This is a genomic window from Pseudomonas floridensis (genome assembly GCF_002087235.1).
In the GTDB taxonomy this organism is placed as follows: Bacteria; Pseudomonadota; Gammaproteobacteria; order Pseudomonadales; family Pseudomonadaceae; genus Aquipseudomonas; species Aquipseudomonas floridensis.
Window position 1 is genome coordinate 13,150 of record NZ_MUIO01000022.1, and the last position, 21,191, is coordinate 34,340.

The window sequence follows — 21,191 nt, forward strand, 5'->3', positions numbered from 1 at the left end:
AAGCAGTCTTACACTGCCATGGCTGTTAGTTAGTGCGCTTTGGCGTCAGCCGCTTGAGAAGTCAGTTTTTCGACTGGCTCAGGCAGCTCTTTCTGCGGGACGGTCGGACCTACGGTAACTACGACCATTTTGTCGGCACTCAGATGTTTGCTCATCACGGCCTTGACCTGCTGGACCGTCAGGCTCTGGATGGCTGCCATGTAGTCATCGAAATGGGACGTTGGCAGATCATAGAAACCAATATCGGCCAATCGAGTACCAATGGCGCCGTTGCCCGCTAACTCCAGCGGGAAGCTGCCGATTATTTTGCGTTTGACGTTATCCAGTTCATTTTGTGTCGGACCATTGGCGATGAAGTCGCGCACAGTCTTCTGAACCAGTTTCAAGGTGCTTTCACTCATCTCGGCGCGGGTTTGCAACTCGATGATGAAAGCTCCAGAAGCCTTTTGGGCATCGAATGTGGACCAAACGCTATAGGTCAACCCGCGTTTTTCACGCACTTCAGTCACCAGGCGGCCGCCAAAACCACTCCCGCCCAATATCGAATTACCCGCCATCAGTGCAGCGTAATCGGGGTCGTTACGCGGGATGCCCAACTGGCCCAGCAATATTTGCGTCTGACTGGACGGGAACTCGATGTGCGTTGCGCTTGCCTTGGGTTCGACCGGATCGCCTGCTTTCGCAAGTTTCGGCCCTTTTGGCAGCGAGGCTGAAACTTGCGCTGCGATGACCTGGGCTTCTTCCGTGGAAAGGTCGCCGATCATCGCGATCACGGCATTGCCAGCGGCGTATCCCTTGGCGTGGAATGCTTTCAAATGCGCCTGGGTAATTGCGCTGATGCCTTTTTCATTCCCATTGGTTCGATGGCCATAGGGATGATCACCATAGATTTTTTTATACAGTTCATTCCAGGCAATGGCGCGGGGCTCACGCTTTTCACTCTCGATATTGGCAATCATCAGGTTCTTCAGGCGCGTCACCGAATCGCTCGGGAAGGTAGGCTTGCCGACGACTTCGCTGAAAAGTTTCAAGGCCGGTTCACGCTTTTGCGCCACACTCAGGCTGCGCAGCCAAACCGTGGCCCTGTCCTCATATGCCCCGGTTTCAAGTTGGGCTCCCAGTGCCTCGAAGCCTTGGGCGATTGCATTGGCGTCCTTGCCGTTGACGCCTTCGTCGAGCATGTAACTGGTCAGCTGGGCGATGCCCGGTGTCTCGTTATCCTGGCTACTGCCTGCAGCGAAGTTCAGAAATATGTCCAGCATCGGCAGTTCGTGTGCCTCGACGAACAACACCTTGGCGCCCTCGGCGGTAGTCCAGGTCTGAATGCTCAGCGCACGACGAGCCGGTGCCTTGCCATCCAGTTCCTTGAGGGTCTCCAGCTTATCGCCCAAAGACGATCTGGTGGCCTCATCCTTCAGATCGGACTGAGCAACAGAGTTATCGGCCATGACCTGACCCGAAATGGTATGACGTGGATCGTTGCGCTTGATCATTGGGCTTTCTCCTCTGGCAGCACATGCGCGATGCTGAGACGTTCGCGGGTAAAATAGGTGTTGGCGGCATTCTGGATGTCCTGCGGCGTCACGCTCTGCAGGGCTTCCAGTTCGCCGTCCATCAACGTCCAGGGCAGGCCAATGGTTTCCAGTGTACCGATCATGGTGGCCTGGCTTTCGATCAGGTCACGCTTGTAAACTACGTTTGCAATAATCTGCGCCTGGAGGCGTCCAAGCTCTTCAGCAGAAGTCAGCGTGGTTTTCAGGTTCTCCAGTAGGCGCCAGATGCCCTCCTCGACATCCGCCAGATTTTTTTTCTTCTGCGTGTTGGGGGCAGCCTGGATCATGAACAGACTGTTGCCGCGCGAGAACGCGTCGTAGCTCGAAGAGCCTCCAGACGCCAGCTCTTCGCCACGAATGAGTTGCGTTGCAATGCTCGCGCTGTAACCGCTGTTCAGTAATGCAGCGATAAGACGCAGTGCATTGACCGAGCGCGTATCTTCAGTCGTGGCCATGCCAGGAACATTGAAGCCGTAGATCAGTCTGGGCAGTTGGGTGTCCAGGTGCAGGGTGATCTTGCGCTCGCCCGGTTCGGCAAGCTCCAACGGTCTTTTCGACGGTGGCAAATCACGGCGGGGAATGGCGCCGAAGAATCGCTCTGCCAGTGCTTTGACTTCGTCCGGCTGTACGTCACCGACTACCACCAGCGCGGCATTGTTAGGCGCGTACCAGGCTTCGTACCAGCGACGCAGTTCCTTGATGGTCATGCGTTCAAGGTCAGCCATCCAGCCAATGGTCGGGTTGTGGTAGCCACTGGAGGGAAAGGCCAAGGCGTTGAAGCGTTCAAGCGCCTTGGCCGTCGGATCATCGTCGGTGTTCATGCGCCGCTCTTCCTTGATGACTTCGATTTCGCGGCTGAACTCGTCGGCGGGTAGCGTCAGAGTCGTCATGCGATCTGCTTCCAGCTCCAGCGCGACACTCAGAAAATCACGAGCCAGCGTCTGGTAGTAGACGGTGCAGTCAGCACTGGTGAACGCGTTATCTTCGGCGCCCAGGCTTCGCAGGATCAGCGAAGACTCGCCCGGCCCGGTCTTGCTGCTGCCTTTGAACATCATGTGTTCAAGGGCGTGTGACAGACCGGTTTGTCCCGGCATCTCGTAGCTGGAGCCGATCCGGTACCAGAGCTGGGAAATCACCACCGGAGCACGGTGGTCTTCGCGGACAATGACCTTGAGGCCGTTGTCGAGGGTGAATTCGTGAGTGGGTTGCGGACCGGTGGTCGATGCCGTCAACGGTACATCGTGTGTGTCGAGCGGGAGTGCCGCAGCCTTGCGGGTTAATGTATTCATCCGTGAATTTGAACCTGATCTGATACGACCTGCCTGAACTTAGCGTCGGCAGGCGCGAGGATGTTAGGATAATGGTGTGTTTCGTGAGAAACAGCTTTCACCTGTCGATTGCAAGTGAACCTGTTTAAAACGAAGCTGAACCATATCCCAACAAAGGGCTGCAAAGTGAACACGCAGTCCCAAATGCAGTCTGTTTTTACTGTCAGAATTTTCCGGATCGCGCTCTGGCGTCCCGCAACCTTGAGATAGCCGTCCTCCATGTTTGGTTCTAACGACGACAAGAAGACCCCAGCTGCCGCTGGAGAGAAGAAAGGCCTGTTCGGATGGCTGCGTAAAAAGCCACAGGAAGCCGAACCCGCGCCGCAAGAGTCAACCGTTGCACAGCCTGAGCCGGTCGTCGAAGCGACGTCGCAGGTTGAGCCGTCGATCGCGCCTCAACCCATGCCTCCTGCGGCTACCCCCGCACCTGTCACTGCGCCGCACCTGCTTGTGGAGCCAGGCGAACCATCGCCGCAGCCCTGGCTGACGTTGCCGGTGGCCGAAGAATCGGTCGCACTGATCGACGAGCTCGAGCCGCATGTCACGCCGCCGATTCCAGAGCAAAAAGCGGCGCAGTCGGCCCCTCAGTACGCTGCCGTACCGGCGCGTGAAGCTGAATCAGAGCCAGAATCTGCGCTGGTTGCCGATATCGTGCCGGCCAGTGTTCCTGAATCCGTGTTGGTCGAACCTACGCCAGTCGCCGAACCGCCGGTGCTCCAGCCCGTCCCGCAGCCGGTGCAAGAGCCCGTTGAAACGGTTCAGGAACTCGCACCTGTTCCGGCACCACTTCAGGAACCCGAAACCGCCAAGGTCGGCTTCTTTGCCCGCCTCAAGCAGGGACTGTCGAAAACCAGCGCCAGCATCGGCGAGGGCATGGCCAGTCTGTTTCTGGGCAAGAAGGCCATCGACGATGACCTGCTCGAAGAAATCGAAACCCGCCTGTTGACCGCTGATGTCGGCGTCGAGGCTACGTCGGTGATCATCCAGAGCCTGACTCAGAAGGTCGCTCGCAAACAGTTGACCGACGCCCAGGCGCTGTATACCTCGCTGCAAGGTGAGCTGGCGGCGATGCTGCGCCCTGTCGAGCAGCCTCTGGTCATCAAGGCCGAGCACAAGCCGTTTGTGATTCTGGTTGTTGGCGTCAACGGCGCCGGCAAGACCACCACCATCGGCAAGCTGGCCAAGAAGCTGCAACTGGAAGGCAAGAAAGTCATGCTGGCCGCGGGCGATACGTTCCGTGCCGCCGCTGTCGAGCAGTTGCAGGTCTGGGGTGAGCGCAACAAGATCCCGGTCATTGCCCAGCACACCGGCGCGGATTCCGCCTCGGTGATCTTCGACGCCGTGCAGGCCGCCAAGGCGCGTGGCATCGACGTGCTGATCGCCGACACCGCAGGCCGCCTGCACACCAAAGACAATCTGATGGAAGAGCTGAAGAAGGTGCGCCGTGTGATCGGCAAGCTCGACGCAGACGCTCCGCACGAAGTGTTGCTGGTGCTGGATGCAGGCACGGGCCAGAACGCGATCAATCAGGCCAAGCAGTTCAATCAGACGGTCACGTTGACCGGGCTTGCGCTCACCAAGCTGGATGGCACGGCCAAGGGCGGCGTCATCTTCGCGCTGGCCAAGCAATTCGGTCTGCCCATTCGTTACATCGGCGTGGGCGAGGGCATCGATGACTTGCGCACTTTCGAAGCCGAACCCTTTGTTCAGGCTCTGTTTGCGGAGCGGGAGCGTCCATGATTCGTTTCGAGCAGGTCGGTAAGCGCTACCCGAATGGACATGTCGGGTTGCATGAACTGAGCTTTCGAGTACGTCGCGGCGAGTTTCTGTTCGTCACCGGGCATTCCGGTGCGGGCAAGAGCACATTGCTGCGCCTGTTGCTGGCCATGGAGCGCCCGACGACAGGCAAATTGATGCTGGCCGGGCAAGATCTCGGGCAGATCAGCAACGCGCAGATCCCGTTCCTGCGCCGTCAGATCGGCGTGGTGTTCCAGAATCACCAACTGCTGTTCGACCGCACGGTATTCAACAACATCGCGTTGCCGTTGCAGATTCTCGGGCTGTCCAAGCCTGAAATCGCCAAGCGCGTCGATTCGGCGCTGGATCGCGTGGCGCTGTCCGATAAGGCGGACCTGTACCCGGGCGATTTGTCGACCGGTCAGCAGCAGCGCGTCGGTATCGCTCGCGCCATCGTCCATCGCCCGGCCTTGCTGCTGGCGGACGAGCCGACCGGTAACCTCGATCCACGACTGGCAGCGGAAATCATGGGCGTGTTCGAAGACATTAACCGACTGGGCACCAGCGTGCTGATCGCCAGTCACGATCTGGCGCTGATCGCTCGCATGCGCCACCGCATGCTGACCCTGCAGCGCGGTCGTCTGATCGGTGATGGGGAGGCCGGGGTATGAGTGCCACACGCAGTCCCAAGGTTTCGGAGCGCGTAGCGCCCAAGGCTGCCGATCCGTCGCCGCAGAAACAGAAAAAGCAGCGCCACGACCACGACGATGACGGCCCGGACTTCAGCGCATTGTTGTCAGCCTGGATCGAAAGCCATCGATCGAGCCTGGTCGACAGCCTGCGCCGTTTGGGCAAGCAGCCTATTGGCAGCTTCTTTACGTGTCTGGTCATGGCCATTGCCCTGAGTCTACCGATGGGCCTTTCGTTGCTGCTGAGCAACGTCGAGCGCCTCGGGGGATCGTGGCAGCGCGCTGCACAGATCTCGATCTACCTGAATCTGGACGCCAGCACTGAAGATGGCACCCGGATGCGCGACGAAATCAAGGCAATGCCCGGCGTGGCAGACGCCGAGTACATTAGTAGCGAACAGGCGTTGGGCGAGTTTCAGCAGCAGTCCGGCCTGGGCGAGGCGCTCAAGGAACTACCGGAAAACCCGTTGCCGGGCGTAGTGCTGGTCACACCGGATGAGGTGGACAAGCCGGCGCTGGAAGCATTGCGCTCCCGGCTCGCTGAACTGCCCAAGGTGCAGCAGGCCCAGCTCGATCTGGTCTGGGTCGAACGGCTCGCAGCCATTCTCAAGCTGGGCGACCGCTTCGTTTTCGGCTTGACGGTTCTGCTGGTCTCGGCTTTGCTGTTGGTCATTGGTAACACGATACGTCTGCATATCGAGAACCGTCGCACCGAGATTGAAGTGATCAAGCTGGTCGGCGGGACTGACAGCTACGTACGCAGGCCCTTCCTTTATATGGGCGCACTGTACGGTTTCGGGGCGGGGATCCTGTCCTGGGGCGTGCTGGCCTATGGCCTGAACTGGCTCAACGGCGCGGTGGTGGGTTTGGCAGGTCTCTATGGAAGTGACTTCGCCCTGACCGGCGTGCCAGTGGGCGACGGATTTTCGCTCTTGCTCGGAGCGGTATTGTTAGGGTATATCGGTGCTTGGATTGCGGTCGCTCGCCACTTGCGTGAGCTGGCGCCACGGTAAGCTAAATTTGTTTCACCAGGTTGGCTTCTCAGAATCAAGGAACTTGTCTCGCGGTTCCCAGTCAATCTGGCAGTGCTGAACTGCACTTTTATGTGCGCTGGAGGTTTTTTCGTATGACCACTTCTTTGCAACCTGCTTATGCCTTGGTCCCGGGTGCGAACCTGGAAGCCTACGTGCATACGGTCAACAGCATTCCATTGCTGACGCCCGAGCAGGAGCGTGAACTGGCTGAGAGTCTCTATTATGAGCAGGATCTGGGGGCGGCTCGGCAGATGGTTCTCGCCCACCTGCGATTTGTCGTGCACATCGCACGCAGTTATTCCGGATACGGTCTGGCTCAGGCTGACCTGATTCAGGAAGGTAACGTCGGTCTGATGAAGGCCGTGAAGCGCTTCAACCCTGAAATGGGTGTGCGTCTGGTGTCGTTCGCCGTGCACTGGATCAAGGCTGAAATCCACGAGTTCATCCTGCGCAACTGGCGCATCGTCAAGGTCGCGACTACAAAAGCGCAGCGCAAGTTGTTCTTCAACCTGCGCAGCCAGAAGAAGCGTCTGGCCTGGCTGAACAATGATGAAGTGCATCGCGTCGCTGAAAGCCTGGGCGTTGAGCCGCGTGAAGTGCGCGAGATGGAAAGCCGTCTGACCGGTCATGACATGGCCTTCGACCCGGCAGCCGAAGCTGACGACGACAGCGCGTTCCAGTCGCCTGCCAACTACCTCGAAGACCACCGCTACGACCCGGCGCGTCAGTTGGAGGACTCCGACTGGACCGACAACTCCACCGCCAATCTGCATCAGGCGCTGGACGTACTGGACGAACGCAGCCGTGACATTCTCTACCAGCGCTGGCTGGCCGAAGAGAAAGCCACGCTGCACGACCTGGCGCAGAAGTACAACGTCTCCGCCGAGCGTATTCGTCAGTTGGAAAAGAGCGCGATGAATAAGCTCAAGACGTCAATCGCTGCTTGACGCAACGCTGTAATGCAAAACGCCCCGACTTGATCGGGGCGTTTGTTTTTAGGGGGCTGGCAGAGGGGCATTGAGCTTTACTTAATAATCTTGGTGATGATGCCGTAGGCTACGGTCTTACCTTGGTCATGAACAGTAAATCGCAGGCTTTCTTCAAGTGGAACATGATTGCTCAGCGTAACGCTGATTTTTATATATTCACCTGGCGCTGCAAGCTCATGGTCTTCCGGTAGCTTGCATTGCCCCTTCACATCCGCATTGCGAAAGTGGAATTGTGGACTATAAGTACTGAGAAAAGGGGCAGTACGACCATTTTCCATCCCGCTCAGGACATAGATAACAGCTTCGAAATCGGTGTGAGGTTTAATGGTGCCTGGCTTGACCAATATCGGACCTGGCCTCAAATCATTTTCCTCGATTTGGGATAGCACGATCGTGCACTCATCACCCGCTCGACCTTCATGGGTTATTTGTTTAGACGTCTTGATGGCAAGGCACTTGGTTTTGGTGATATCGGGAACACCTACGGCTTCGACCTCATCATTGTCTCTGATGATGCCGCGCTCAATGCGACCGGAGACTACAGTACCAGGACCAGTGAGCCAATCTACATCAATGGGCATCAAGAATGGTTTATCAGTAGTGGGGACTGCATTCGGAATGTGGCTGTCCATTGCTTCAATAAGCTTTTTGATGGCGGAAGTCCCCCGGTTCTTATCATCCTTTTCTTCTAATGCCATTCGGGCTGAACCGATAATCACCGGAACGTCATCGCCATGAAAATTATAGCTATTCAGCAATTCACGAACTTCCATTTCGTAAATTTTCACGGTTTCTTCGTCATCAGCTAAATCTGCTTTGCTAAGGAAGACTACGATATGCGATATGCCGACATCGCGACACAGCTGGACATGAGCGCGAGTACCTGACATCGCGCCGTCAGCCGTAGAGCAAACCAGAATAGCGCCGTCGACCTCTACCGCACCGCTGATCAACCCTTTTACGTAGTCTTCGTGACTGGGGCAGTCCACATGCTCGTAGTGACGGGTTTTCGAGTCGTATGCTACGCGAGCAACCTTAATCGTGATGCCGCCAAATTTCTCTTCCGGCGCAGCATTGATGGCGTCGAATCCAACTTTTTTTGAACTGAAGCTTTCTGAACATACATGACTGAGAGCAGCCGTTAACGTGGTTTTTCCATCATCCACATGCCCAAGAGTGCAGACATTAACCGTTTTTCTTTCCGTGCCTTCCATGATCGCAGAGCTCCTGCTCAGTGGATGTCCTTTAACAAACGCTAAGTCAGGCTCGCATCGGAAATCTACTGTCAGAAATGTGAGGCAGCTGCTGTGATCGTGTCAGCATTAAGCGTTTATGGCGACCGCTGTCACCACCGACGACTGCTATTCAGATTCGCCAGATACCCATCTCCACCCAGCTGACGCATTTGCTGGCGGATCCAGCCGGCACGGCGGGAGACGTAACTGCTGGGGTGGCTGGCGCTCCATTCTCTGGGGTTGGGCAGGACGGCGGCGAGGTAGCTGGCCTGCTGGACCGACAATGCGTTGGCATTGACCCTAAAGTGATGTTGCGCTGCGGCTTGGGCGCCGAATACGCCTTCGTCCCACTCGACGCTATTGAGGTAGACCTCAAGGATGCGTTCCTTGGACCACAGCAGTTCGATCAGTGTGGTGAACCAGGCTTCCAGGCCTTTGCGCAGGTAACTGCGGCCGGACCACAGGAACAGGTTCTTCGACACTTGCTGGCTCAGGGTGCTGGCACCGCGAATCGAGCCGCCGCGCTCGTTATGCAGAATGGCGGCCTGGATCGCGTCGACATCGAAGCCCCAGTGCTCGGCGAACTTCTGATCTTCGCCGGCAATGACCGCGATTTTCAGGTTGTCGGAAATCTTGTCCCATGGCTGCCAGTCGCGCTGCAGGTCAATGGGCTGGCCGTCGAACCAGGATTCGACTTTGCGCTCGACCATCAGTGCCGTGCCCGGCGGGGGTATCCAGCGAAAGATCAGAACCAGAATGACGCTGCCTGCGGCGAACCACAGCAGGGCTTTGAGGATGCGACGAAAGAGAGACTGCAGCATAGAGATGGCTTGGCCGAACCCGTTGAGCGGGCCATTATACAGACCGTGCGCCTTCGGACGATTTTTCACTGGAGTTCCTGATGCTTCGTAGCTTTTTAATGCTGGCCGCCTTCTTCGGATTCACCGGTGTGGCGCTCGGCGCCTTTGCCGCTCACGGCCTGAAAGGACGTCTGACCGCTGAATACCTGACGATCTTCCAGACCGGCGTACTGTATCAACTGGTCCACGCCCTGGCCTTGCTCGGCGTGGCCGTGCTGGCGGCGCAGCTTCCCGGCAGGTTGATGACTTGGGCGGGTATCAGCTTCGCCATCGGCATCCTGTTGTTCTCCGGCAGCCTGTATGCGTTGACGCTGACCGGCATCGGCAAGCTTGGCATCATCACGCCATTCGGCGGCCTGGCGTTTCTGACCGGCTGGGCAATGTTGGGGCTGGCGGCGTGGCGTCTGGGTTCTGCGCCGTGAAATCAGGGTTGATGACCACGTCCGCTTGAGACGAATGGCGTGGCTTTGATTTGGTCATACCGGCTGATCGGGCTAGAATGCTGGCCCCCTAAAATGATGGCTGCTCTCGCATGCACATTCAGTTGAACGGTGAATCCTTTGAACTGCCCGATGGCGCAACCGTCGCGGCATTGCTCACCCGTCTGGAGCTGGCCGGACGCCGGGTTGCAGTGGAATTGAACCTGGATATCGTGCCGCGCAGCCAGCACGAAACCACCACCCTGTCCGAAGGTGATCAGGTCGAAGTGGTTCATGCGATCGGCGGCGGCTAGTTCGCACGCTGCACGACGATGCCCCCTAATCTGCAAGTTGAAGAGGATTCCCGATGAACACTGTTCGCACAGACAAGCCTTTCGTTCTGGCCGGCCGGACCTTCGAGTCGCGTCTGTTGGTAGGCACTGGCAAATACGTGGATATGGAGCAGACCCGTCTGGCCATCGAAGCCTCGGGTGCCGAAATCGTGACCGTGGCCGTGCGCCGCACCAACCTGGGCCAGAATCCCGGTGAGCCGAACCTGCTCGACATACTGCCTCCGGACCGTTACACCATCCTGCCGAACACCGCTGGCTGCTTCGATGCGGTCGAGGCAGTGCGCACCTGCCGCCTGTCCCGCGAGCTGCTGGACGGGCGTAATCTGGTCAAGCTGGAAGTACTGGCCGACCAGAAGACCCTGTTTCCGAACGTCATCGAAACCCTCAAGGCCGCCGAAGTGCTGGTCAAGGACGGTTTCGACGTGATGGTTTACACCAGCGATGACCCGATCATCGCCCGCCAGCTTGCGGAAATCGGCTGCATAGCCATCATGCCGCTGGCCGGCCTGATCGGCAGCGGGCTGGGGATCTGCAATCCGTACAACCTGCAGATCATCCTCGAAGAAACCAAAGTGCCGGTGCTGGTCGATGCCGGTGTCGGCACGGCGTCCGATGCCACCATCGCCATGGAACTGGGCTGTGAGGCGGTGTTGATGAATTCCGCCATCGCCCATGCGCAGCAGCCGATCATGATGGCCGAATCCATGAAGCACGCTGTAATTGCCGGTCGTCTGGCGTACCTCGCCGGGCGCATGCCACGAAAACTCTATGCCAGCGCGTCTTCGCCGCTGGATGGCCTGATCAAGTAAGAGCCCGTTGATGACTGATTCGCACATTACGCCCCCAGAGTCGCCCGCTACCGAAGAAGGCGAGGAGCGCCAGCACCGCCGCATCAAGAGTTTCGTGATGCGCGCCGGCCGCATGACCGAAGGCCAACAGCGTGGCCTTGATCAGGGACGCCCGCTGTTCGGGCTTTCCCTGACTGACGCGCCGGTCGATTTCGACCAGGTGTTCGGTCGCTCTGCACCACGCACCCTGGAAATCGGCTTCGGCATGGGCCATTCGCTGCTGGAAATGGCGGCGGCCGCGCCCGAGCAGGATTTCATCGGCGTCGAGGTGCATTACCCCGGTGTCGGCGCGCTGCTCAATGGCGTGCTGACTCAGGGCCTGACCAACGTGCGTGTCTATGATTGTGATGCCATTGAGGTGCTGAACCGCTGCATCGCCGACAACAGTCTGGACCGCCTGATGCTGTTCTTTCCCGATCCGTGGCACAAGAGCCGTCACCACAAACGCCGCATCGTGCAGCCCGAGTTCGCGGCACTGGTGCGCAGCAAGCTGAAGATCGGCGGTGTGTTCCACATGGCGACCGACTGGGGGCCGTACGCCGAGTACATGCTGGAAGTGATGAGCGTTGCGCCGGGCTTCCGCAATCAGGCCGAGGACAGCCAGTACGTGCCACGCCCCGCCGAACGTCCGATCACCAAGTTCGAACGCCGCGGCGAACGTCTTGGGCATGGGGTATGGGATCTGAAGTTCGAGAAAGTGGACTGAGTCGTCAGGGACAAAGCTTTCGCGGACGAGTCCGCTCCCACGGGGGAGCCCATCACCGAGCGCTGCACTTGATGGGATCAGATGATTGCGTGGGAGCCAACTTGTCCGCGAAGAGGGCAGTGCAGGCGTTGGGAAATCTGGCGTCAGGGACAAAGCTTTCGCGGACGAGTCCGCTCCCACGGGTCCGCCCATTACAGAGTGCTGCACTCGATTGGGGGTAGATCAATTGCCCCCTTGCAGAGCACCGCTTTCCCAGGGTTACTTGCGGTCTGCGATGACGCCGATCAAGACCAGAACTACCAGTAACACAGGCGCAAGGCTGTAGTTGTTGAACTGGCTCAGGCCGCGTACGACCCAAGGGGTTGCGTAGATCAGGGCCAGGCCGCTGCCGACGGTGCACAGCAGGGCCATGATCGGGATGCGCAGGGCGCCGGCCATGCTGCCCACACGCTGCTCCAGCCAGCCTTTGACATCCGAGCCGAACAGCACCAGCAGGCAGCCCACCAATGCCAGGGCGATTTCTGAAAGGTTACTGCGACTCCAGCGTGAGACGGTGGCGAGCAGATCGAGTATGAGATCCATGCAGGGTCCTTAGATCAGAAAGTATTGCAACAAGTCGTTGAGAAATAGCTGACCTTGGGGCGTTGCCACCAGGCGTGTCGGATCCGTATGCAGCAGACCTCTTCGTTCCGCCTGTCTGCGGGCTTCGGCCAATGAGTCGACGCTTAGACCCGTTCTTTCCCGAAATAATGCAGCGTCCACGCCCTTTGTGAGTCGCAGAGCGTTCATCAGAAATTCGAACGGCAATTCGTCCAGCGGCAATAGCTTCATGCCCGCCTGAAAAGGCTTGTCCGGGTTCAGATAATCCTTGGGCAGACGAGTCTTCCAGGTGCGGAAAATGCGACCGTCCAGATGACTCAGCTTGCCGTGCGCACCGGCACCGATGCCAATGAAATCACCAAAGGCCCAATAATTGAGGTTGTGTCGCGCCGGTTTTCCAGGCTGTGCATAGGCGGACACTTCGTACTGCGCATAGCCATGATCAGCCAGCAATTGCTGACCGGTCTCCTGAATATCCCAGAGAATGTCGTCTTCCGGCAGCACGGGTGGCTGGTTCCAGAACACCGTATTGGGCTCCAGCGTCAGCTGATACCACGACAGATGAGTCGGTGCCAGCGCGATGGCCTGACGCAGGTCATCCAGCGCTTCGTCCTGCGACTGCTCTGGCAGGCCGTGCATCAGGTCCAGGTTGAAGTTATCGAAACCGGCCTGCCGCGCCATGTCCGCCGCGCGAATCGCTTCGTCACCGTTGTGAATCCGGCCCAGCGCCTTGAGCTTGGATTCCTGAAAGCTCTGAATGCCGATCGATAGCCGATTGATGCCGAGCCCGCGATAGGCGCTGAACTTGGCCTGTTCGAACGTACCCGGGTTGGCTTCCAGCGTGATTTCGATGTCGGCAGCGAAACGGGTACGTTGCTCCACACCCTGTAATAGACGGCCCAGCGCTTCGGCGCTGAACAGGCTGGGCGTACCACCGCCGAAGAAGATCGACTGCAGTTCGCGTCCGTAGACGTGGGGCAGGTCCTGATCCAGATCGGCCAGCAGCGCGTCGACGTACTCCTGCTCCGGTAGCACCGGGCTTGCCGTGTGGGAGTTGAAGTCGCAATACGGGCATTTGCGCACGCACCACGGGATGTGAATGTACAGCGACAGCGGCGGCAGGTGCGGCAGCGCAGGGCGCGGGCTTTCGGACGAGAAGCCAGTCTCGCCGAGAAACAGCGGCTGCGCAGGCGGATCGTGGATCATTGCAGACCCAGGCGCTGGCGCAGCAGCACCATGGCGCGGGCGCGATGGCTCAACTGATTCTTTTCGACAGGGCCCAGCTCTGCGCTGGAGCAGTCGCGTTCAGGCACCCAGAACAGCGGATCGTAGCCAAAGCCGTGTTCGCCGCTGGCCGCATGCAGAATGCGCCCGTGCCACAGACCTTCACACAGAATCGGCAACGGATCGTCAGCATGACGCACCAGCGCCAGCACACAGACGAACTGCGCGCCGCGTTGCTCGTCCGGCACGTCTTTGAGCGCCTCCAGCAGCTTGGCGTTGTTGGCCGCATCGCCCTTGCCGTCGGCGTAACGCGCCGAGTAAATGCCTGGCGCACCGCCCAGGAAGTCCACGGCCAGCCCCGAGTCGTCCGCCAGTGCGGGCAGGCCGGACAGGCGCGATGCGTTGCGGGCTTTGAGGATGGCGTTCTCGACGAACGACAGGCCTGTTTCTTCGGGTTCGATCTGACTGAATTCGCCCACCGAGCGCAGGGTGACGCGGTCACCGAGCATGGCCTGGAGTTCTTTGAGCTTGCCAGCGTTATGGCTGGCCAAAACAAGTTGCGTAAGGTTCATCATGGGCCCGGAAAGAGTTCCTGGTTGAAACTGAAACGGTGAGTAGTGCCGCCCGTCTGGACGGAAATATCGAAAATCCTGACTTCCTGCTGCGGCACCGGGTACTGCGCCATGTAACTGACCGCGCCGTAGTCGGTAACCGGCTTGAAGCCCAGCGGCAGCGAAGCGTTGGCCAGATCCTTGACCGTACCGCTGACCTGGGCCACTTGGGACGTACCGTTACGGATCACCGACACGTTGATGACGCCCTTATCCTTGCTGCGGATCAACCCGGCACCTTTGGCGATGTCCGGTTGCAGCGCCGTCGAATTGAAGGTGTTGTAGTGAACCGTGACATCGCCGAATGTCTCCTGACGACTGGCCTTGATGGCATCTGTCGCCAGTGCAGGGATGCTGAGGCTTGTAATCAGCAGTAAACAGGCCGGACGGTACATGTCGCGTTCCTCGAAACGAAGCGTCACACGGCGATCTGGTGGTCCGTCAGGCCCGGGCTGGTGACGCGGTAGATGCCGATTTCACCCAACAGATTAGGCCATAGCTTGCTGGCCCACCCGTGACGGTGCTGCTGATCGACAGCCAGCCGGTCGAGTACTTGCGCATCCCGCTCGCGGCACAATTCCTCGAAGTCTTCGAAGGTGCAGAAGTGAATGTTGGGCGTGTTGTACCAGGTGTACGGCAGGAACTCGGAGACCGGCATGCGACCCTTGCTCGCCAGGTACCAGCGGCAGCGCCAGTGGCCGAAGTTCGGGAAGGTGATGATGCACTGACGGCCGACGCGCAGCATCTCGTCGAGGATCCGGTCCGGGTAATGCACCGCTTGCAGGGCCTGCGTCATGACCACGATGTCGAAACTGTTGCTGGCGAAGTTGCCCAGCCCCTTGTCCAGGTCCTGCTCGATGACATTGATGCCCTTGGCAACGCATTCGGCGATGTTGCCCGCGTCCTTTTCCAGCCCGTAGCCGGTGACCTGCTTGTGATCACGCAGCCAGGTCAGCAGCTCGCCATCACCGCAACCCAGGTCGAGCACACGGCTGCCAGCGGGAATCCATTCCTGGATGATTTCCAGATCGGCTCTCATGACATCCTCACAGCGAAATTCGATTCATGTAATTCCTGAAAGCCTGCAGGTAGCGCGGGATCGGAATCAGAAAGGCGTCGTGCCCTTGTGGCGCGTCGATTTCCAGGTAACAGACGTCCTTGCGGGCGGCCATCAGCGCGTCCACCAGTTCACGGGAGCGGGCCGGCGAGAAACGCCAGTCAGTGGTGAACGACATCACGCAGAACCGGGCGGTCGCGTTGGCGAAGGTCTTGGCCAGATCGTCGTTGAAGTTCGCCGCCGGGTCGAAATAGTCGAGCGCCTTGGTCATCAGCAGGTAGGTGTTGGCGTCGAAACGTCCGGAGAACTCTTCGCCCTGATAACGCAGGTAACTCTCGACCTGAAACTCGACGCTATGGAAGTCGTAGTTGAGTTTCTCGCTCTTGAGGCCACGGCCGAATTTCTCACCCATCGAGTCATCGGACAGGTAAGTGATGTGCCCGACCATCCGCGCCAGCATCAGGCCGCGCTTGGGGATCACACCGTGCTCCTGGAACGAGCCGCCATGAAACTCCGGATCGGTGAGGATGGCCTGACGCGCCACTTCGTTGAAGGCGATATTCTGTGCCGAGAGCTTGGGTGCCGAGGCGATTGCCAGGCAGTGGCGCACGCGCTCCGGGTAGCTGATGGTCCATTGCAGCGCCTGCATGCCGCCCAGGCTGCCGCCAATGACTGCTGCCCACTGCTGGATGCCCAGCGTATCGGCCAGACGAGCCTGGCTGTTGACCCAGTCTTCCACCGTCACGACCGGGAAGTTGGCACCGAATGGCTTGCCAGTCTCCGGATCGATGCTGCTGGGGCCGGTCGAGCCGTTGCAACCGCCGAGGTTGTTCAGGCTGACGACGAAGAACTTGTGGGTATCGATCGGCTTGCCGGGGCCGATGCAGCTGTCCCACCAGCCGGGCTTGCGATCATCGGCGCTGTGAAAACCCGCCGCATGATGGTGCCCGGACAGTGCGTGACAGATCAGCACCGCGTTGCTGGCGGTGGCGTTGAGTTCGCCGTAGGTTTCGTAAATCAGGTCGTAGGCAGGCAGCGACCGGCCACAGGCCAGCGCCAGAGGCTCGCTGAAATGGGCCAGTTGCGGTGTGACCAGACCGACAGAATCGTGGGGAAAGACCGTGGGCATCGACCCTGCTCTCGCATAAATGAGGCGTAAGTCTAAAGACCGTGGGGTGTAGCGGCAATAAGGGAATAACCGCCAGGCTGGCTCATCCCCCATAACAGACACTGCGTTTGATCGTGCCCGGCACCCGGGCACGATCATCATCAATGGTTTACATCAGCAGGCGCAGCACCTCTGGCATCGCGCTCATGGCGGCCAGATTGTTGATGACCAGCATGTCCAGCAGCTTGAGCACCAGGAAGGCCAGGATCGGCGAGATGTCCAGACCGCCAAGGTTAGGCACGATTCTGCGGAACGGCGCCAGTGCCGGCTCGCAGATCTGATTGACCAGTTCGGCGCCAGGATTGTGGCTGCCCGGCGCGACCCAGGACAAGATGACGCTGATGATCAGGGCGAAGAAAAAGATCTTCAGGAACAGCGCCGTCACACCAATGATCGCCCAGAGCAGCAAGTGCAGTGGATCGCCCGTGGTGCCGTACATCAGCAGCAGCGTCAGGGCCATCAGAATCATCTGCACGATGATCGCCAGCACCAGCGACGACATGTCCAGGCCGAATACGCTGGGAATGATGCGCCGCAGCGGCTTGAGCAGCGGTTGGGTCGCTTTGACGATGAACTGGCTCAGCGGGTTGTAGAAATTGGCGCGCACCAGTTGCAGCACGAAGCGCATCAGGATGATCAGCAGATAGAGACTGCCGAGCGTTTGCAGGACGTAAATTGCAGCGGTGTTCAATCCGATCATCAATCTGCTCCGAAAAGGATCTGGAAATTATTTGCCCAATTGCTCAGCCAGCTCGGCTGCGCGGTGGTCGGCGGCGGTCAGCGCGGTGTCTACCAGCGCTTCGAAACCACCGGCCTGGAATGCCTTGATAGCCGCCTCCGTGGTCCCGCCTGGCGAGGCGACACGACGGCGCAGCTCGCCTGCATCCACGTCGCTGCCAGTGGCGATCAACGCCGAGCCAAGCGCGGTTTGCAGGGTAAGTTTTTTGGCGATGTCTTCCGGCAGGCCGAGCTTCACGCCTGCGGCAGTCATCGCTTCCATCATGAGAAAAAAGTACGCAGGACCGCTGCCGGAGACCGCGGTCACGGCATCCATGTGCTTTTCCTGTTCGACCCAGACCGCAATCCCGACCGCCGACAGCAGTTGCTCGGCCTGTTCGCGTTGCGTGGCGCTGACTTGTCCGATGGCGTACAGCCCGCTTGCGCCCTGACGCAGCAGCGACGGTGTGTTGGGCATGCAGCGTACCACCGGCTGCTCGCCAAGCCACGACGTGATGCTGGCACAGGTGATACCGGCGGCCACCGAGACGATCAACTGGTGGCTTTCAAGGCTGGGCTTGAGCGCCTGGCAAACGGTTTTCATCAGTTGCGGTTTGACCGCCAGCACGACGACATCCGCGCCCTTGATGGCGTCGGCGTTGTCGGCAAACACCTGGATGCCATGTTCGGTCGCGATCCGCTCGCGGGTTTCGGCGCCCGGTGCGCTGGCGCAGATCATGGACGCTTCCACGCCTTGCGCACGCAGGCCGCCGATCAGGCTGGCGGCCATGTTTCCGGCGCCGATGAAGGCGATACGAGTCTTGCTCATGAAAGAGGGTCCTTGTGTGGAGAGTTAGGGCTGACCGTAGTCGCGTGCGCCAAACAGGGCGGTGCCGATCCGCACCCAGGTCGCGCCTTGGGCGATGGCGGCTTCCAGGTCGTGGCTCATGCCCATGGACAGCGTGTCGAGCGGCAGGTCCAGTTGTTTCTGCAGCGTGCGCACGGCCGCGAAGGCTGCTTCCTGCTCTGCCCGGTCTTCGGTGGGCTCGGGAATGGCCATCAGGCCCCGCAGCTTCAAGCGCGGCAGGTCGCTGATGGCGGCGGCCAGCGCGGGCAGGTCTTCGGGCGTACAGCCGGATTTGCTGGCCTCGCCACTGACATTCACCTGAATGCAGATGTTGAGCGGCTCCAGGCCTTCAGGGCGTTGCTCGGACAGGCGTTGAGCGATTTTCAGGCGGTCCACGGAATGTACCCAGGCGAAGTGTTCGGCGATAGCACGCGTCTTGTTCGACTGAATGGGGCCAATGAAGTGCCAGCACAAGGGCAGGTCGGCCAATTCGGCCTGTTTGCCCAATGCTTCCTGTAGGTAGTTCTCGCCAAAATCCCGCAGGCCGGCGGCGTACGCTTCACGCAGCGCGCTGGAAGGCTTGGTTTTGCTCACCGCCAACAGGCCGACCGAGGCCGGATCGCGCTGTGCCGTGACAGACGCTGTACGAATTCGCTGTTCGAGCGTTGAAATGTTCGCTGCTATCGTGGACATTGATTTGCGCCAGCAGGGCTAAAGTCTGCGGCATTCTATGTGATTGGGGAGCTGTATGGATATTACCGAGCTGCTGGCCTTCAGTGCCAAACAGGGCGCATCGGACTTGCACCTCTCTGCAGGTCTGCCGCCGATGATCCGGGTTGACGGCGATGTGCGGCGAATCAACCTGCCACCGCTCGATGCGAAAGAAGTCAAAGCGCTGATTTACGACATCATGAACGACAAGCAGCGCCAGGACTTCGAGGAAGATCTGGAGACTGACTTTTCCTTCGAAGTGCCAGGGGTTGCGCGGTTTCGGGTCAACGCGTTCAACCAGAATCGCGGTGCTGGCGCGGTGTTCAGGACCATCCCTTCCAGGATTCTGAGCATGGAAGAGTTGGGCATGGGAAGTGTGTTTCGCAAGATTACAGACGTCCCGCGTGGTCTGATTCTGGTCACCGGGCCGACCGGCTCTGGCAAATCGACCACCCTGGCGGCGATGATCGATTACCTCAACAGCAACAAGCATCACCATATCCTGACCATCGAAGACCCTATCGAATTCGTTCACGAGTCCAAGAAGTGCCTGGTCAACCAGCGCGAAGTGCATCGCGACACGCTGGGTTTCTCGCAAGCCTTGCGCTCGGCGCTACGTGAAGACCCGGACGTGATTCTGGTCGGCGAGCTGCGCGACCTGGAAACCATCCGCCTGGCGCTGACGGCCGCCGAGACCGGCCACCTGGTGTTCGGCACTCTGCACACCACGTCGGCCGCCAAGACCATCGACCGGGTCGTGGACGTGTTCCCCGCCCAGGAAAAATCCATGATCCGCTCGATGCTGTCCGAGTCCCTGCATGCAGTGGTCTCGCAGTCATTGCTCAAGAAGGTAGGCGGTGGGCGCGTTGCGGCTCACGAGATCATGATGGGCACGCCAGCGATCCGTAACCTGATTCGCGAAGACAAGGTGGCGCAGATGTACTCGGCGATCCAGACCGGTGGGTCGGTGGGCATGCAGACGCTGGACATGTGCCTGGCCGATCTGGTCAAGAAGGGACTGATTACACGCGAGAGCGCCCGTGAGCGGGCCAAGGTGCCTGACAACTTCTAAGTGTGGTGTGAGGGAAGGGAAGAGCAGGCCTGCGCGACGGCAGGCCTTGAGGGGACGATCAGCGCTGCACGACCCGCATTTGCGGAGCCTGTTTAGGCAGCACGCGCTTGGCAATCTTGTAATGGCTGCTCCAGTACGGCTTGTTCAGCGTATCGACGGTGACCGCCTTGCCGCGACGCGGCGCGTGAACGAATTTGCCTTCACCCAGATAGATCGCTACGTGATTGACGTTGCGGCTCTTGATGTTGAAGAACAGCAGGTCACCTGGTTTCAGGTCTTTGCGATCGACTGTCTGACCGTGGCCCTGAGCCATGGCGTTGGACGTGCGTGGCAGATCCACTTCGCGAACGTCGCTGTAGGCGTACTTCACCAGCCCGCTGCAATCAAGGCCTTTGCCCGGTGTGGTGCCGCCCCAGCGGTAGGGCGTACCGACCGTCTGCAGCGCACGTTTCACAACGGCGTTACCCTGTTTGCCATTAACGGCGGTCAAGGCCTGTGCCTTGGTGGCCTTGGCGGAATTCTTGCGCGAAACCGGCGTCTGAACGGCGCGGGCATTTCGCGTGGCATGAGGAGCGACAGTGGCTTCCTGAGGGGTGTTGCGGGTAGCGATCACGGGCGAAAGATGGTTTTTTGCGGTGTAACCCGAGAAGCTCGCAGGAAGTTGTTGCTCACGATTGGTGGCGTGGGCGGCCAGTGGCATAAATAGGCAAATGGTTAGCCATGTCTTGAAAAAAGGACGCATTCGGCAGGGCTCATAGTGGTCAGCGCGCAACTTTATAACAGCTTTTTTGAAAATTCTGACCCCATTTGTCGAGTGAATCACAGTGGCATCATTGCGTTTTGTGCGAGAGACTCTTTCCTTTTTCGGGTTAATCCCTTTGACGTCAAGGGTTTGGCTGATCGGTGAGAGGTTCGGTGCCATACGTCGGAAGACGGCGGTGGAGTCACAAAATTGTTATCTATTTTTTTCTATTGGCTCAAAGAGGGTACAAATGAACGGCTATCGGTCCGACACGCACAGCAAGGTCATGGGGTATCTGTTGTGGATTCTGGGGTTCCTGGGCGCGCACCGTTTTTACTACGGAAAGCCGGTAACCGGGACAATCTGGTTCTTTACATTCGGGCTATTGGGCATCGGCTGGCTGATTGACCTGTTCCTGATCCCGTCGATGGATCGCGAGGCCGATCTGCGCTTCACGCCCGGTTCCACCGACTACAGCCTGGCGTGGATTCTGCTGACCTTCCTTGGCCTGTTCGGCGTGCACCGCATGTACATGGGCAAGTGGATTACCGGGGTTATCTACCTGTGCACAGGCGGGTTGTTCCTGATCGGCATCCTGTATGACTTCTGGACGCTTAATAACCAGGTCTCGATGGAGAATGCACGACGCGGCTGATATCTGGTGGGCATGCCTCCCGTGGCGCTCTGCGTC

Annotated in this window: 24 protein-coding genes; 10 read left to right on the forward strand and 14 right to left on the reverse strand. The window is 59.1% G+C overall.

Annotation, left to right across the window (positions count from 1 at the left end; genetic code table 11):
• Positions 1–29: 29 nt before the first annotated feature.
• Both BZK31_RS08305 and BZK31_RS08310 read right to left on the reverse strand, forming a co-directional pair.
• Complete coding sequence (locus BZK31_RS08305) at positions 30–1,493, reverse strand: M16 family metallopeptidase (protein ID WP_083182260.1); 1,464 nt, start codon at positions 1,491–1,493, stop codon at positions 30–32.
• A complete protein-coding gene (locus BZK31_RS08310; protein ID WP_083182261.1) occupies positions 1,490–2,842 on the reverse strand; it encodes a M16 family metallopeptidase in 1,353 nt (450 codons plus the stop codon). Before BZK31_RS08310 ends, BZK31_RS08305 begins: the two co-directional genes overlap by 4 nt.
• A 258-nt stretch (positions 2,843–3,100) precedes the next feature.
• Between BZK31_RS08310 and ftsY the strand changes: the two genes are divergently transcribed.
• The 4 genes from ftsY (at position 3,101) to rpoH (ending at position 7,288) form a co-directional block, all read left to right on the forward strand.
• Positions 3,101–4,621, forward strand: a complete 1,521-nt coding sequence (gene ftsY / locus BZK31_RS08320; RefSeq protein WP_083182263.1) for a signal recognition particle-docking protein FtsY — start codon at positions 3,101–3,103, stop codon at positions 4,619–4,621.
• Positions 4,618–5,289, forward strand: a complete 672-nt coding sequence (gene ftsE, locus BZK31_RS08325) for a cell division ATP-binding protein FtsE (RefSeq protein WP_004884405.1) — start codon at positions 4,618–4,620, stop codon at positions 5,287–5,289. The genes ftsY and ftsE overlap by 4 nt, the downstream gene beginning before the upstream one ends.
• On the forward strand, positions 5,286–6,320 hold the full coding sequence (gene ftsX, locus BZK31_RS08330) for a permease-like cell division protein FtsX (RefSeq protein ID WP_083182264.1): 1,035 nt from the start codon (positions 5,286–5,288) through the stop codon (positions 6,318–6,320). The genes ftsE and ftsX overlap by 4 nt, the downstream gene beginning before the upstream one ends.
• Positions 6,321–6,433: 113 nt before the next feature.
• Entirely contained in the window at positions 6,434–7,288 is an 855-nt protein-coding gene (gene rpoH / locus BZK31_RS08335; RefSeq protein WP_024689060.1) for an RNA polymerase sigma factor RpoH, read from the forward strand.
• Positions 7,289–7,365: 77 nt separating this feature from the next.
• On the opposite strand, the gene BZK31_RS08340 is transcribed toward rpoH, so the two are convergent.
• The gene (locus tag BZK31_RS08340; RefSeq protein ID WP_083182265.1) at positions 7,366–8,544 is read right to left on the reverse strand and encodes an elongation factor Tu; all 1,179 of its coding nucleotides are present in this window, start codon (positions 8,542–8,544) and stop codon (positions 7,366–7,368) included.
• A gap of 131 nt (positions 8,545–8,675) precedes the next feature.
• Entirely contained in the window at positions 8,676–9,386 is a 711-nt protein-coding gene (gene mtgA, locus BZK31_RS08345; protein WP_083182292.1) for a monofunctional biosynthetic peptidoglycan transglycosylase, read from the reverse strand.
• 80 nt (positions 9,387–9,466) lie between these two features.
• Here mtgA and BZK31_RS08350 point away from each other — a divergent pair, with 80 nt between their 5' ends.
• The 4 genes from BZK31_RS08350 (at position 9,467) to trmB (ending at position 11,751) form a co-directional block, all read left to right on the forward strand.
• Entirely contained in the window at positions 9,467–9,847 is a 381-nt protein-coding gene (locus tag BZK31_RS08350; protein ID WP_083182266.1) for a DUF423 domain-containing protein, read from the forward strand.
• Between the two features lie 110 nt (positions 9,848–9,957).
• The gene (thiS, locus tag BZK31_RS08355; RefSeq protein ID WP_083182267.1) at positions 9,958–10,158 is read left to right on the forward strand and encodes a sulfur carrier protein ThiS; all 201 of its coding nucleotides are present in this window, start codon (positions 9,958–9,960) and stop codon (positions 10,156–10,158) included.
• A gap of 53 nt (positions 10,159–10,211) precedes the next feature.
• Positions 10,212–11,006 carry a thiazole synthase gene (locus BZK31_RS08360; RefSeq protein ID WP_083182268.1) on the forward strand — a complete coding sequence of 265 codons (795 nt, stop codon included), beginning with the start codon at positions 10,212–10,214 and terminating at the stop codon, positions 11,004–11,006.
• Positions 11,007–11,103: 97 nt separating this feature from the next.
• Positions 11,104–11,751 carry a tRNA (guanosine(46)-N7)-methyltransferase TrmB gene (gene trmB / locus BZK31_RS08365; RefSeq protein ID WP_244182652.1) on the forward strand — a complete coding sequence of 216 codons (648 nt, stop codon included), beginning with the start codon at positions 11,104–11,106 and terminating at the stop codon, positions 11,749–11,751.
• Positions 11,752–12,009: 258 nt separating this feature from the next.
• On the opposite strand, the gene BZK31_RS08370 is transcribed toward trmB, so the two are convergent.
• The 9 genes from BZK31_RS08370 to BZK31_RS08410 form a co-directional block, all read right to left on the reverse strand.
• Positions 12,010–12,333, reverse strand: a complete 324-nt coding sequence (locus BZK31_RS08370) for a DUF3392 domain-containing protein (RefSeq protein WP_083182270.1) — start codon at positions 12,331–12,333, stop codon at positions 12,010–12,012.
• Between the two features lie 9 nt (positions 12,334–12,342).
• Complete coding sequence (gene hemW, locus BZK31_RS08375; RefSeq protein WP_083182271.1) at positions 12,343–13,557, reverse strand: radical SAM family heme chaperone HemW; 1,215 nt, start codon at positions 13,555–13,557, stop codon at positions 12,343–12,345.
• Positions 13,554–14,150 carry an RdgB/HAM1 family non-canonical purine NTP pyrophosphatase gene (rdgB, locus tag BZK31_RS08380; RefSeq protein WP_167377886.1) on the reverse strand — a complete coding sequence of 199 codons (597 nt, stop codon included), beginning with the start codon at positions 14,148–14,150 and terminating at the stop codon, positions 13,554–13,556. The genes hemW and rdgB overlap by 4 nt, the downstream gene beginning before the upstream one ends.
• A complete protein-coding gene (locus tag BZK31_RS08385) occupies positions 14,147–14,581 on the reverse strand; it encodes a DUF4426 domain-containing protein (RefSeq protein ID WP_083182272.1) in 435 nt (144 codons plus the stop codon). The genes rdgB and BZK31_RS08385 overlap by 4 nt, the downstream gene beginning before the upstream one ends.
• Before the next feature lie 23 nt (positions 14,582–14,604).
• Positions 14,605–15,225, reverse strand: a complete 621-nt coding sequence (gene metW, locus BZK31_RS08390; RefSeq protein WP_083182273.1) for a methionine biosynthesis protein MetW — start codon at positions 15,223–15,225, stop codon at positions 14,605–14,607.
• Positions 15,226–15,232: 7 nt separating this feature from the next.
• On the reverse strand, positions 15,233–16,372 hold the full coding sequence (metX, locus tag BZK31_RS08395) for a homoserine O-succinyltransferase MetX (protein ID WP_083182274.1): 1,140 nt from the start codon (positions 16,370–16,372) through the stop codon (positions 15,233–15,235).
• 148 nt (positions 16,373–16,520) lie between these two features.
• The gene (locus BZK31_RS08400) at positions 16,521–17,111 is read right to left on the reverse strand and encodes a YggT family protein (protein ID WP_083182275.1); all 591 of its coding nucleotides are present in this window, start codon (positions 17,109–17,111) and stop codon (positions 16,521–16,523) included.
• 27 nt (positions 17,112–17,138) lie between these two features.
• Positions 17,139–17,957, reverse strand: coding sequence for a pyrroline-5-carboxylate reductase (proC, locus tag BZK31_RS08405; RefSeq protein WP_083182276.1), 819 nt, complete (start codon positions 17,955–17,957; stop codon positions 17,139–17,141).
• A 24-nt stretch (positions 17,958–17,981) separates the two neighbouring features.
• Positions 17,982–18,668: a YggS family pyridoxal phosphate-dependent enzyme gene (locus BZK31_RS08410; RefSeq protein WP_083182277.1), complete on the reverse strand. Its 687-nt coding sequence runs from the start codon at positions 18,666–18,668 to the stop codon at positions 17,982–17,984.
• A gap of 55 nt (positions 18,669–18,723) precedes the next feature.
• Between BZK31_RS08410 and BZK31_RS08415 the strand changes: the two genes are divergently transcribed.
• Positions 18,724–19,758 carry a type IV pilus twitching motility protein PilT gene (locus BZK31_RS08415; RefSeq protein WP_083182278.1) on the forward strand — a complete coding sequence of 345 codons (1,035 nt, stop codon included), beginning with the start codon at positions 18,724–18,726 and terminating at the stop codon, positions 19,756–19,758.
• Positions 19,759–19,816: 58 nt separating this feature from the next.
• Here the strand turns inward: BZK31_RS08415 and BZK31_RS08420 are convergent, their stop codons facing one another.
• Positions 19,817–20,500 (reverse strand): C40 family peptidase, encoded by a 684-nt coding sequence (locus tag BZK31_RS08420; RefSeq protein ID WP_083182279.1) that lies wholly within the window; start codon positions 20,498–20,500, stop codon positions 19,817–19,819.
• A gap of 250 nt (positions 20,501–20,750) precedes the next feature.
• Here BZK31_RS08420 and BZK31_RS08425 point away from each other — a divergent pair, with 250 nt between their 5' ends.
• Complete coding sequence (locus BZK31_RS08425; protein WP_083182280.1) at positions 20,751–21,155, forward strand: NINE protein; 405 nt, start codon at positions 20,751–20,753, stop codon at positions 21,153–21,155.
• Positions 21,156–21,191 lie beyond the last annotated feature (36 nt).